The 12788-nt window shown below is 65.2% G+C and carries 9 protein-coding genes; 5 read left to right on the top strand and 4 right to left on the bottom strand.

Annotated features, from left to right (window positions below; genetic code table 11):
* Positions 1-24: 24 nt before the first annotated feature.
* The 4 genes from PCA20602_RS19810 to PCA20602_RS19795 form a co-directional block, all read right to left on the bottom strand.
* Positions 25-3624: an amino acid adenylation domain-containing protein gene (locus tag PCA20602_RS19810; RefSeq protein WP_150722650.1), complete on the bottom strand. Its 3600-nt coding sequence runs from the start codon at positions 3622-3624 to the stop codon at positions 25-27.
* A gap of 10 nt (positions 3625-3634) precedes the next feature.
* Complete coding sequence (locus tag PCA20602_RS19805) at positions 3635-4558, bottom strand: diiron oxygenase (protein ID WP_069342172.1); 924 nt, start codon at positions 4556-4558, stop codon at positions 3635-3637.
* 150 nt (positions 4559-4708) lie between these two features.
* Positions 4709-5494, bottom strand: a complete 786-nt coding sequence (locus PCA20602_RS19800) for a DUF3050 domain-containing protein (RefSeq protein WP_069342173.1) — start codon at positions 5492-5494, stop codon at positions 4709-4711.
* Between the two features lie 324 nt (positions 5495-5818).
* The gene (locus tag PCA20602_RS19795; RefSeq protein WP_242558593.1) at positions 5819-6853 is read right to left on the bottom strand and encodes a LacI family DNA-binding transcriptional regulator; all 1035 of its coding nucleotides are present in this window, start codon (positions 6851-6853) and stop codon (positions 5819-5821) included.
* 227 nt (positions 6854-7080) lie between these two features.
* On the opposite strand from PCA20602_RS19795, the gene PCA20602_RS19790 reads away from it, so the two are divergent.
* From PCA20602_RS19790 to PCA20602_RS19770, 5 genes are read left to right on the top strand one after another with little or no spacing between them, the layout of a single operon-like run.
* Entirely contained in the window at positions 7081-7896 is an 816-nt protein-coding gene (locus PCA20602_RS19790; protein WP_150722649.1) for an SDR family NAD(P)-dependent oxidoreductase, read from the top strand.
* 60 nt (positions 7897-7956) lie between these two features.
* Entirely contained in the window at positions 7957-9000 is a 1044-nt protein-coding gene (locus PCA20602_RS19785; RefSeq protein ID WP_150722648.1) for a TRAP transporter substrate-binding protein, read from the top strand.
* A gap of 1 nt (position 9001) precedes the next feature.
* Entirely contained in the window at positions 9002-10930 is a 1929-nt protein-coding gene (locus PCA20602_RS19780) for a TRAP transporter large permease (protein ID WP_217432466.1), read from the top strand.
* Between the two features lie 13 nt (positions 10931-10943).
* Entirely contained in the window at positions 10944-11498 is a 555-nt protein-coding gene (locus tag PCA20602_RS19775) for a VOC family protein (RefSeq protein WP_150722647.1), read from the top strand.
* Positions 11495-12784, top strand: coding sequence for a ribulose-bisphosphate carboxylase large subunit family protein (locus PCA20602_RS19770; protein ID WP_150722646.1), 1290 nt, complete (start codon positions 11495-11497; stop codon positions 12782-12784). Before PCA20602_RS19775 ends, PCA20602_RS19770 begins: the two co-directional genes overlap by 4 nt.
* Positions 12785-12788 lie beyond the last annotated feature (4 nt).

The raw sequence follows: 12788 nt of genomic DNA, 5'->3' as shown, positions 1-12788 counted from the left end.
TGGGTATAACGATTGGCCGGGCGATCAGGCGACAGATGCCGTCTCCGTCTCGCGTTCGGTGCGCCGGGTACCGCTGCCGCCCGGCTCGGGCAGGAATCCGCTGTCGATGAGATAGCGGAAGTGATGGGCGAGCAGCGCGTCATCCTTGCGCGGATACGCGATGCCCAGACGTTGCAGTGCTTGCGCAGTCTCCCGATGTTCGATGCGCGCCATGTCGCCGATGTCCTCCTGACTGTCGTCGAGATAGAACGCGACCACGTCGAACAGCGCGTTGCTCTCGTCGATGGATGTCAGCCGGTTACGCCAGTCGGCAGGCTCCTCCAGTGCGAGCGAGTAGCCGCACTGCGCGAGCGCGCCGAGATAGTCCTCCCACGTCAGCGGTTGTGGGTTCTGGAGATGGAACACGCGCAGTTCGCGCTGTGGATCGGTCGTGCAACGCACCATGGCGCGCGCGAGGAAGTCCACCGGCGTGAAGTCGAAGTCGGTGTCGCCGGCGGGCGCGGCGCCCAGTTGCAGCGAACCTTTGACGAGCAGCAGGATACGGTTGCGCGTCGGTTGGCACAGCCCCGTGCCCGCGACACCCGTGATGTTTCCGGGGCGCAGGATCGTCGCATCGATGCCGCGCTCGGCCGCCTCCCAGACCAGATGCTCCGCCACCCACTTCGTCACGTTGTAGCCATTGTTCACGAAAGCCGGGGCGTTGCGCGCGGGTCCCTGCTCCAGCACGTGACCGTTGGCATCCACGGCGCTCGCGGCAGACAGCGTCGAGACGAAGTGCATCGACTTGTTGCGGAACTCGCAGGCGAGGCGCAACAGTTCGAGCGTCGCGCCGACGTTCGCGTCGTACAGATACGGATAGTCGTAGACGTGGTTGACGTGCGCGCCGTTGTGATAGATCGCGTCAATGTCGTGGGCGAGCGTGCGCCAGGTCTCCGGCGACAGACCGAGCCGGGGCTGGGTCAGGTCACCGAGAACGACCTTCAAGCGGGGATGACCGGCGAGCGACGCCAGCCCGTTGGCCTGGAACGCCTGAGCCAGCCGCGCTTCCCCTTCCTTCTGGCTCGCGGCGCGCACCATGCAATGCACGGTCGCCGAGGTCTGTGCGATCAGCTCGGCGGCGATGAACGTGCCGAGGAAGCCGTTCGCGCCGGTCAGCAGCACCGCGCGTGCGCGATCCGCCACCGGACGCAGCCCGTCGACCGGACGGATGTCGTCGGGCAGCGCCATGTCGTCGAAGACCCGCTGCGGAATCCGTTCGCCCTTGTTCACGTCGTCGTTCGCGAGCAGCGAAGCGAGCGCACCGATGGTCGGTCGTTCCATGAAGCGCGCCAGCGGTGCGTTGCCGCCGAACTCCTTCTTGACGGCGAGCATCAGCCGCGAGACGAGCAACGAGTGGCCGCCGAGGTTGAAGAAGGAGTCGTCGCGGCCGATCTCGAACGGTTCGAGATCGAGCAGGCGCGCCCACAGCGCACGCAGATTCGTCTCGGTCTCGGTGAGCGGTTCCTGCGCTGCGGCGTCGGTTGGCAGGGCACGCTGCACGGACAGACGAGCGAGCGCACTGCGGTCGATCTTGCCGTTGTTCGTGGCGGGCAGCGCGTCGAGCACGACGATCTCGAATGGCACCATGTAGTCCGGCAGACGCGCCACGAGCAGGTCGCGCAGCGCGTCACCCGTGGCGCCGGCCGTCAGCGCGCGGGCGACGAAGCCCCGGATGCGCTTTCTGTCGTCGACCACGCAGGCGCATTGGCCGAAGAGGCCAGTGGCCAGCGCGGCAGATTCGATCTCGCCGAGTTCGACGCGGAAACCGCGAATCTTGACTTGCGCGTCGCGGCGTCCGACGAAGTGCAGCAGACCGTCGTCGTCCCATTGCACGATGTCGCCCGTGCGATAGAGCTTCTCGTCGCGCGCCGAGGGCCAGGTGCCCATCGGATCGGCAAAGGGATTCGGCACGAAGCTGCGCTCGGTCAGATCCGGGCGGTGCAGGTACCCGTCGGCGACACCGGCGCCGGCCACGCACAGTTCGCCCGGCTCGCCGGACAGCGCGGGTTGTCCCGTCTCCGTGAGCACGTAGCAGCGCACGTTCGCGATGGGACGACCGATCAGGCGGTTGCTGTCACCGGCCTTCAGGCGCGCGATGGTGACGAGCACGGTGCACTCTGCCGGGCCGAAGATGTTGTGGAACTCGCGTCCCTGACTCCAGCGGGCGATCGTGTCGGGGAAGCACACGTCGCCGCCGGTGAGCAGGTGACGCAGCGCCGGCCACTGCGCGTCAGGCATGACTCCGAGCAAGGCGGGCGGCAGGAAGGCGTGCGTGACGGCTTCGCGTTCGATGAGCGAGCTGAGGTCGTCGAGCGCGTGGCGTTGCGCCTCGGTCGGAATCACCAGCGTCGCACCTGCGAGGAACGTCGGGAAGATGTCGAGCAGCGAGACGTCGAACGCGACTGTGCAGAACTGCAACGCGCGCGAACTGGCGTCGAGGCCGATGTAGTCGCGATACCAGTGGCAGAAGTGAACGATGTTCCGGTGCGTGAGCATCACGCCCTTGGGCGTGCCGGTCGAACCCGATGTGAAGATCGTGATGGCGCAGCGATTGGCGCGATCCTCGACCCGCTCCACCGGCCATGCCGTCACGCCGATGGCCACGTTCGCGACATTGAGCGAGCGCAGCCGGACGACCTTGATGTCCAGGCCGTCGAGGATGCTCGTGTCGAAATCGTCGTCGGTGATGAGGCAGGCGGCGCGGCTCTGTTCGAGGATCTGGCGCACGCGCTCGGGCGGGAACGACGGGTCGAGCGGCGCATAGGCCGCACCCGCGCCGATCGCGCCGAGGATCGCCGTGTACAACAGTCGCGATTTGGGCAGGCGTACGGCGACGACATGCGGCGAGCCGTCGTCCGGCGTGGTTTTCGGCAGCAGTGCGGCGAGATCGATCGCGAGCTTCATCGACGCCGCGACGAAGGTCCGGTAATCGACATCGCCGTGTTCGTCGCGCAATGCGATGGCGGTGGGGGCAGCCAGTGCGCGGCGCGAGACCATTTCCGGCAGCGAAGGCTCCAGCGCGATCGTGCGCGCCGTTTCGTTGCTCGCATGCCAGCCCGTCAAACGGTGCAGATCGAGGGCAATGCTGCCCGGCGGCACTTCGGCGACGGCGCGCGAGGCGAGCGCTTCGGGCGTCAGGATGTCGCGACCGAGCTGGCTGACGATATCCACGAGCATGGCTTCGGCTTCGGCATCGATTTGCGCGACGAGGTCGGCGCCGCAACGCGGATTGCCGAAGTCACATTCGGCCGTCGCCACGTCGATGTCGCCTTTCGCCCCGGGCCATTGCCATGTGAGCGATGCGCGTGAGGGCGGGAAGGCAGGCGCGTAGGCGCGGAACGTGAGCACCTGCCGCGCAGTGCAGGCGATTTCCGGAGTGATGTCGCCACAGTCGATGCGCCACTCGACGGCGAGCGGCGCGGTGCCCGGCGTGGGGACGAACGCCCCCAGTTGCTCGGCCATCTCCGTGAGCGGGCCGCCCGTGTGGCTCAACGGGGTCACGTCGTGCCCCATGTCGTGAAGGGCGGCGAACAGGCGCGCCCCGAGGCGGTTGTTGCCCGCAATGGCGAAGGAAATCGCTCTCATGACTCGTTCCTCACAGGTATTGCGCGATGGCTGCGCGCGTGGGCTCATGCTCGAGCAGGCCCGCCATCTTCAAGAACTTGCGGATGTTGACGATCATCGGATGCTGATTCGTGATCGGATATGCCCCGACCATGTCGTTCGCGATCTGTTCGCGCGTGGCGGCAGGCAGATCGAGCGTGTCGATCAGACGCCGGTCGAATTCGAGTTGAAGCTCGTTGGTGAGGTATTCGCGCAGGAAGAACGGCAATCCCTTGCCGAGTTCGACGCGTGCCGTCTCGTCAATCTCCGACCAGTACAGCTTCACCAGATTGATCCAGAAGACCGAGTGGCGCCCTTCGTCGGCCAGATGGTCGGCCATCACGCCCTTGACCGAGCGCTTGAGCGTGGTGTCGCGCGAGAAGGCGGCGACCTCGGCCGTCACGGTGTTCTCGGAGATGGCGACACCGAGCAGTTCCATGCCGGCGGCGTATTGCGGCGGCACGTATTCCATGGCGCGGGGAATCGCACGCGAGAGTTCGATTTCCTTGTTCTGCTCGATCGGGCCGATGCCGGTGCTGCGTTCGACCTGGTCGAGGTAATCCATGGCGACGTACGCGTGGTAGTTCTCGTCAATGACCACCGACATGGCGTCGCTGCGGCAGGCGAACGGAAACTCGAACGGGAAGCGCGACTTGGCGATGGCGAGCGCCGTGCGGTTAACGATTTCCGTCTCGAAGATGATGACGTCGTTGATGTACTTGTAGAAGCTTTGCAGCAGGATGTAGTCCTGCACCTCGCGACCGGCGTCGATCACGGCGGGATGTGCGTACAGCGGCTGGCGCTCGACCGGGTAGTAGCTCAGATCGTCGTCTTCGACGATGCGGCGCGGGCGCGAACGGATCGTGGCGCGTTGTTCCCATTGGTCAGCGTGACTGACGTAACTCTGCAATGACATGGCGTTGCCTCGGAAGATGGGGGACGGCAGAGGGCATTCGACTGGCAGTTCCCGGCATGCGCTCGGGAAGACGGGGGCGGGACCGGCGTGCGCTGTGCGCGCAGACACCGGAACGTGGCCACCCGTCGAACCTTTTGCAGCCTTCGAAACTCAGGCAGCGACGGCTTCCTTTTGCGTCGCGACGATGTGCTCGTGCAGCCCGTCCCACAGACGCAGGCGTTCGTCGATGGCACGCAGCCCGGCTTCCAGCGCTTCGACGAGCAGACGTTCGTCGTTATGTGCGGACTCGACGATCATGGCGCGCGCGGCCGGGCCGTGTTCGCCGGAGTCCACTTCGATGTGACGTTCGAGATAGAAGGTCAGCAGCGGCACGCTCTTCGGGTCGATCTGCCAGCCGTCGAGCAGCGTGCGGAACATGTCGGGAATCACGTTCTCGCGGCCATAGAAGAAGTTGCCAAGCACCTGATGCGTCTTGCCTTCGTAGCAGGTGGCGAACGTCGAATTGACGAATCGAAGCACGGGGGCGGGGGCTTCGACGGCGGCAAGTGCAGCGCTCACGCTATGACCGGCGACCAGCAGGTCGATGAGCTTTTCGATCTGACGCGTATCGGCACCCACATCGCGCATCGCGGCAAGGTACAGATCGAAGTGGCTCATCGGCCCTTGCGGCGTCTCGTCGCATTCCTCGCCGAGCACGATCTCGTTGATCAGGCGCGCGGCGTGGATGTTGCGCGGGGCGATCCACGGCAGCGTGATGGTCGTGAGGTCGGCCTGAAGGCGCTTGACCAGCGACATGAAGTCCCAGACGGCGAAGACGTGCCATTCCATGAACGTCTGCAGACCTTGCATCGATTCGATGGAGTGAAAAACCGGGTGATGTGCAAGCGTCGCGTGATGTTCCTTGATCTGACGTTCGAGATGTTCGATCTTGTCCACGATAGGCATCCTTGTGATAACGAAATTGAAATCAACCTGTGCGAGGGGGAATGCGGCGCGACTTTCACGTCGTCGCCCACAGGGATCAGCAAGTTCGGTGCCAGTGTCTCGAAACGCCAGTATCTCGATGATTGGAAGGGATTTTCGAACGATCGCTGTGCGCGCTAGGGGATGACACCTGTACAACTAATGGACAGGTGTGCACGCGGGTGTCGCGGTGGCGAAACGGGCGTGGAGCATCAGGTCGGAGGCAGTCCGAACGGAATCACGGGGACGTCCGGAAGGATGCTGCAACGCAGCGCGACGCGTGGAAAATGCTGCCGCTCAGGGCAGGTTTTCCCGGAAGATGACCTGACTGCGATTCGCCTCGATGCCCGCCGACAAGTCGCGCTTCTCGCGCAAGTTGGCAAATATGCGCACGCAGTTCATGATGGCGCTCTGCGGGCTCTGGGTGATGACGGCGTCCATCGACCCGTCGATGAGCAAGGCGCGCGTGTCGGGCGTGAGGCCGTGTCCGATGAAGACCACCTTGTGTTGCTTGCCCAGCGACTTGAGCGCCTGCCCGACGCCCTCGGACCCGCCACCGATGTTGTAGATCGCCGCGAGGTCGGGATGCTGTTCGAGCAGTGCGCGCGTTTGCCGGTAGTTGACCGCTTCGTCGTCATAACCTTCGCGCAACCCCACGACCTGCATGTGCGGATACTGTTCGGCGAACAGTTGCAGGAAGCCGGCTTCGCGCTCCACGTGCGCCTTGTAGCTGAGCGACCCGGCGATGAGCGCGACCTTGGCGGGCTTGTCCGTACCGACGAACCGGGCGATCAGATACGCCGCCGTGCGTCCCGCGGATCCGTTGTCCAGCCCGACATAGGCGATGCGGCGCGAATGCGACAGATCGGACACGAGCGTGACGGCCGCCACGCCCGCATCGGCCAGCGTGTCCACGGCTTCGCGGACTTTCGGGTGCTCCAGCGGCATGAAGGCCACGCCGTTGCACTCGCGCCCGCGTCGCAGCAACGCCGTCGACAACGCATCGGGATCGAACCCCTGGATGAACTGCACGCGACAGTTCACGTGATACGGCGCCCATTGCGTCTGCGAGCATTGCACCCATTCGCCGAGCATGCGCAGGAACTTGCTGCTGCGCCCGGGCAGGACGAACAGCACTTGCGTCGCAGGCGTCGAACGCACCGCTTCGAGCGCTGGCTCCGGCAGGTACTTCAGTTCGCCGGCGGCTTGCAGCACGCGCTGAACCGTCGTCTGGCGCACGCCTTCGCGGCGATGCAGCACGCGGTCGACCGTGGCCGTGGATACCCCCGCCAGCCGTGCGATGTCGGCCAGATTCGGCATGTTGCGTCTCATCTCATGCGCCTCCGATGTGTTGCTGTGCGGGATCGTCCCGGCATTGTGGATCACAGCATACTTCATCAAATCACATCAAAACACATCATGAAATCGGATTGAGCGATCGCGGTATTGCGCCCTATCGTACGACCTCAACAGCTGAGCCCGAATGCGATGGCGGTCGATGCATGGCAGACCGTCATACGAGCGCGGCACCACAACAAACAGAAACAGGAGACATTGTCATGGCGGGAGCAGGTGAGCCGGTGCCGCGCAGGCTGGAGGGCCGGGTGGCGCTGGTGTTCGGTGCGGGATCGATCGGCGAAGGATGGGGCAACGGCAAGGCCGCCGCCGTGGCATACGCCCGGCATGGCGCGAAGGTCGTCGCCGTCGATCTTCAGCAGTCCGCTGCCGACGCCACGCGTGAGGTGATCGTGAGCGAAGGCAACGACGCCATCGCGATTGCCGCCGACGTCACCGCGCTGGCCGACGTCGAGCGTGTCGTGGCCGCTGCAATGGAGACTTACGGGCGCATCGACATCCTGCACAACAACGTCGGCATCACCTCGCAAGGCGGGCCGGTCGAGACGACCGAAGCCGTGTGGGACCGGGTGATGACGGTCAACGTCAAGAGCATGTTTCTCACGTGCAAGGCAGTGCTGCCGGTCATGGAGGCGCAGGGCAGCGGGGCGATCGTCAATATCGGCGCGCTCGGCGGGGTTCGCTGGACGGGCTATGCCTACTGCGCCTACGCGGCGTCGAAGGGCGCGGTGAATTCGTTCACGCAGAGCGTGGCGCTGCAATATGCGGCGCGCGGCATTCGTGCGAACTGCATTCTGCCGGGCGTGATGGACACGCCGCACATCTATCAGCAGATTTCCGGGTTTTACCAGAGCGCGCACGAGATGGTGGATGCGCGCAACCGTCTGTCCCCGACCGGTCGCATGGGGGATGGCTGGGACGTTGCGAATGCGGCTGTGTTTCTGGCGTCGGACGAAGCGCGCTACATCAATGGTGTAGAACTGCTCGTCGACGGCGGCATGCACGCGCGTTGCGCCTGACGTCGTCCGGCCGCTGCGCCGGCGCTCGCGCTGAAAACCACAATATCAGGAGACAAGCAGATGACCCGTTCCACTTCTCAGAGCCGCCGCAACGTGCTGCGCGCGCTGTCCGCCTTGCCCGCTCTGGGTGTTGCCGGCATGACCGGTGCGCTGCCGGGCATGGCGCGCGCCGCTGCGCCGCAATACGTGTTCAAGTACGGCAATAACCTGCCGGTCAGTCATCCGCTGAACGTACGCGCGCAAGAAGTCGCCGCGCGCATCGCTTCGGAGAGTCAGGGCCGGATGGAACTGCGCGTCTTTCCGAACAACCAGCTTGGCGGCGATACCGACATGCTCGCGCAGGTGCGTAACGGCGGCATCGACATCTTCAATGCCGGCACGATGGTGATCGCCACGCTCGCGCCGATCAGCGCGATCACGGCGGTGGGCTTTGCGTTTTCCAGCTATGACCAGGTGTGGCACGCCGTCGACGGGCAATTGGGTAACAGCATTCGCGAGGCCTTTGCGAAGACCGGCCTCTACACGTTCGAGAAGATGTGGGACAACGGCTTCCGCCAGATCACGAGCGGCAACAGGCCCATCGCGAAAGCCGCCGATCTCTCGGGCATGAAGATTCGCGTGCCGGTCAGCCCGATGGGCATCTCGCTTTTCAAATCGCTGCAAGCGTCGCCGACGAGTCTCCAGTTCAGCGAGGTCTACTCCGCCCTGCAAACGCGTGTGGTCGATGCGCAGGAGAATCCGCTGGCCATCGTGCAGACGGCCAAGCTCTACGAAGTGCAGAAGTACTGCGCCATCACGAATCACAGCTGGGACGGGTATCACCTCGTGGTCAACGGCCGTTCGTGGCGCGCGCTGCCCGATGACCTCAAGACCATCGTTGCACGCGCCTTCAACGAAGCGGCGATCAAGCAGCGCGAAGACGTCTACAAGCTCAACACGGGTCTGCAAAGCGAACTGGCGTCCAAGGGGCTGGCGTTCAATGCGGCATCGCCGGAGACGTTCCGCGCGCAGTTGCAAAAGTCCGGCTACTACGCCGAGTGGCAGAAGAAGTTCGGTGCACAGGCGTGGGCGTTGCTCGAAGCCACGGCCGGCAAGGTAGCGTGACATGACGCCCCGTCATGCGCACTCCCCGAACGGCATGCCTGCCGGGGGCGCCGGGGACGTCAGGGACACAACCCTGCGCGACGTGCCGCCGCAACGCGGCTGGCACGCGTTCGTCGGCGGACTCGACCGTGCCATCGGGTGGCTGACCGAGATTCCGGCGGCGCTGCTTGTGCTCGCCGACATCGTGGTCATGCTCGCCGGTGTGATCGCCCGGTATGCGTTTCACGCGCCGCTGGTCTGGGGCGACGAACTGGCCGGCATCCTGTTTCTGTGGATGTCGATGCTCGGCGCCGTGGTCGCGTTGCGACGCGGCGAACACATGCGCATGACGGCGTTCGTCGGCAAAGCGAAGCCCGAGACCCGCGCATTCCTCGACGTGCTGGCGATTGCCGCTGCACTGGCGTTCCTGATGCTGATCGTGCATCCCGCATACGAGTACGCGTCAGAGGAAGCGTTCGTGGTCACGCCCGCGCTGGAAATCAGCAATGCGTGGCGCGCGGCGGCGCTTCCGGTCGGCGTCGCGTTGATGCTGCTGGTGGCCGTGTTGCGGCTGTTGCGCACGGCGCCGCTCGTCAAGGCCGTGCAGGCCGTGGCGGTAGTCGCGGCGGTCTGTCTTGGGTTCTGGCTGCTCGGCCCCGTGCTCGAACCGCTCGGGCGCTGGAATCTGGTGATCTTCTTCGCTGGCGTGGTCGGGGCCTGTGTCTTCGCGGGCGTGCCGATTGCATTTTCGTTCGCGCTCGCCACGTTCGGCTTTCTCGCCCTGACGACGACCACGCCGCTGGTCGTGCTCGTGGGGCGCATGGACGAGGGCATGTCGCATCTGATCCTGCTGGCGGTGCCGTTGTTCGTCTTCCTCGGCCTGCTGATCGAGATGACGGGCATGGCGCGCGCGATGGTGCAATGCCTTGCGAGCTTGCTGGGGCATGTGCGCGGCGGACTGAGCTACGTGCTGATCGGCGGGATGTATCTGGTGTCGGGCATTTCCGGTTCGAAGGCCGCCGATATGGCGGCGATCGCCCCGGTGCTGTTTCCCGAGATGAAGAAGCGCGGCGCGGATGCGGGCGATCTCGTGGCACTGCTCTCGACCACGGGGGCGCAGACGGAGACGATTCCGCCGTCGATCGTGCTGATCACCATCGGCTCGGTGACCGGCGTCTCGATTGCGGCGCTCTTCACCGGCGGGCTGTTGCCGGGTGTCGTGCTGGGGATCGCGCTGTGCTGCGTCGTATGGTGGCGCTATCGCCATGAAGACCTCTCCGGCGTGAAAAAGGCGAAGAAGGGCGAAGTGCTGCGTGCCTTCGTCTACGCCTTGCCTGCGCTTGCGTTGCCGTTCGTGATTCGGGCGGCGGTGGTCGAGGGGATTGCCACGGCGACGGAAGTCTCGACCATCGGCATTGCTTACTCGGTGATCGCGGGGCTGTTGATCTACCGCCAGTTCGATACGCGCCGCTTGTTGCCGATGCTGATCGAGACGGCGGCACTCTCGGGCGCGATCATCTTCATCATCGGCGCGGCCACGGGCATGGCGTGGGGGCTGACGCAGTCGGGCTTCGCGCAGGATCTGGCCGCCGCCATGGAGCGCATGCCGGGCGGTAGCGCGGGTTTCATCTTCGTCTCGGTGATCGCGTTCATCGTGCTGGGCAGCGTGCTCGAAGGCATTCCGGCCATCGTGCTGTTCGGGCCCTTGATGTTTCCGATTGCGCGCGCGGTCGGTGTGCACGAGGTGCATTACGCGATGATCGTGGTGCTCTCGATGGGGCTGGGCCTGTTCGCGCCGCCCTTCGGCGTGGGGTATTACGCGGCGTGCGCCATCGGCAAGGTCGATCCGGCCAAAGGCATGCGCGCGATCTGGGGCTATCTGGTGGCGCTGATCGTCGGCCTCATCTGCGTGGCCGCCATTCCGTGGATCTCCACAGGTTTTCTTCACTGATACAACACGATCCATGAGCAGATTCTTCGGCGAAATCCGCCAGGTGGCATATATCGTGCCCGACATCGAAGCGGCCATGACCTACTGGTCGAATGTGCTGGGCGTAGGGCCGTGGTACTACAACCCCAAGGTGCCGATTCGCAACTACACCTATCGCGGCGAGTCCTTCGAGCCGCATAACTCGGTGGCGCTGGCCAACGCGGGCGGCTTGCAGATCGAGCTGCTCCAGATTCGCAACGACGTGCCGTCGATGTATCGGGATTTTCTCCAGGCGGGGCGCTCGGGTGCACAACACGTGGCGTACTGGACGCAGGACTTCGATGCCGATCTGGCGCGTGCGCAGGCGGCGGGCTTCGAGGTCTGCATGGGCGGCGAAGTGGGCGAGAACGGCCGCTTCGTCTACTTCGAAGATCGCAATGCCGAACCCGGCTGTCACCCGGGCACCACCATCGAACTGTCGGAAGTCGCCGGTCCGAAGGGGCGTCTTTTCGCGATGATTCGCGAGGCCGCCGCCGCGTGGGACGGCACGGATCCCGTTCGTCCCTTTCCGGATCTGACGACGCTATGACGGCAACGCTCAACGCCACGTATCTGATCGAAACGCCCCTCGATCCGCGCAAGGTGGCTGAAGTCATGGCCGGCGAGCAGTCGTGCGGCACGTTCACGCGTGTCGAAGGCGAGACCGATGCCTTGCGTGAGCGCGCCCGCGCCGTCGTGCAGGCCGTCGATTTCGTCGGCGACGTCGAGCGTCCGTCGCTGCCCAACGCGTTTCTCGAGCGCAAGGGCGGACCCGGTGTCACCGGTCCCTGGCATCGGGCGCGCGTGCGCATCGCCTTTCCTTGTGACAACATCGGCGCCAACCTGCCGACGCTCGCTGCTACGGTGGCGGGCAATCTTTACGATCTGGGCGAAGTCACCGGCATGCGGCTCGAACGCATCGCCTTGCCGTCGGCCTACCGCAAGCAGTTCGAGTTTCCGCGCTGCGGTATTGCCGGCACGCGCGAAGCGACGGGCGTGGCGCGCGGGGCGCTGGTCGGCACGATTCTCAAACCGAACGTCGGCATGAGTGCGCAGGACACCGCAGCGCTGGTGGCGCGCCTGTGTGTCGCAGGCGTCGACTTCATCAAAGACGACGAGGTATGCGCTAACCCGGTCCATGCACCGCTGGCGCTGCGGGTGCCGGCGGTCATGGCGGCCGTGCGCGCGCATCGGGAGCGCACCGGCAAGCAGGTGATGGTGGCGTTCAACATCACTGACGAGACGGAGGCGATGCTGCGTCACGCCGATCTCGTGCGACGCGAAGGCGGCAATTGCGTGATGGTCAGCCTGAACTGGTGCGGATTCTCGGCGGTGCAGACGCTACGTCGTCACACGGGGATGGCGATCCACGGGCATCGCAACGGCTTCGGCGCGATGTCGCGGGCGCCGATGCTCGGCATCGGCTTTCAGGCGTATCAGGCGCTGTGGCGTCTGGCCGGTGTCGACCATATGCACGTGCACGGCTTGCAGGGCAAGTTTTCGCAGCCGGATGACGAGGTCGTCGAATCGGCGCACGACTGCTACACGCCGCTGGCCTTCGATACCCCCGGCAACGGCGACATCGACGATCGCGTCATGCCGGCGTTCTCCTCCGGGCAATGGGCGGGCACGGTGCCTGCGACCTGGCGTGCGGTGCGTCGCGACGATCTGCTCTTCATGGCGGGCGGCGGCATCCTCGCTCACCCGGACGGCCCTGCCGCCGGTGTACAGAGCCTGCGCGACGCATGGCAGGCGGTGCGCGAGGGCGAGTCGCTCGAAGCGGCCGCCTTGCACTCACCGGCACTGGCGGCGGCGTTGCAGCGCTTCGGTCGTTGAGCGG

Origin of the sequence: Pandoraea capi, assembly GCF_902459735.1 — a bacterium.
GTDB classification, from domain to species: domain Bacteria; phylum Pseudomonadota; class Gammaproteobacteria; order Burkholderiales; family Burkholderiaceae; genus Pandoraea; species Pandoraea capi.
The sequence above is the reverse complement of the archived record's forward strand: the minus strand, read 5'-3'. Positions and strand labels throughout refer to the sequence as shown.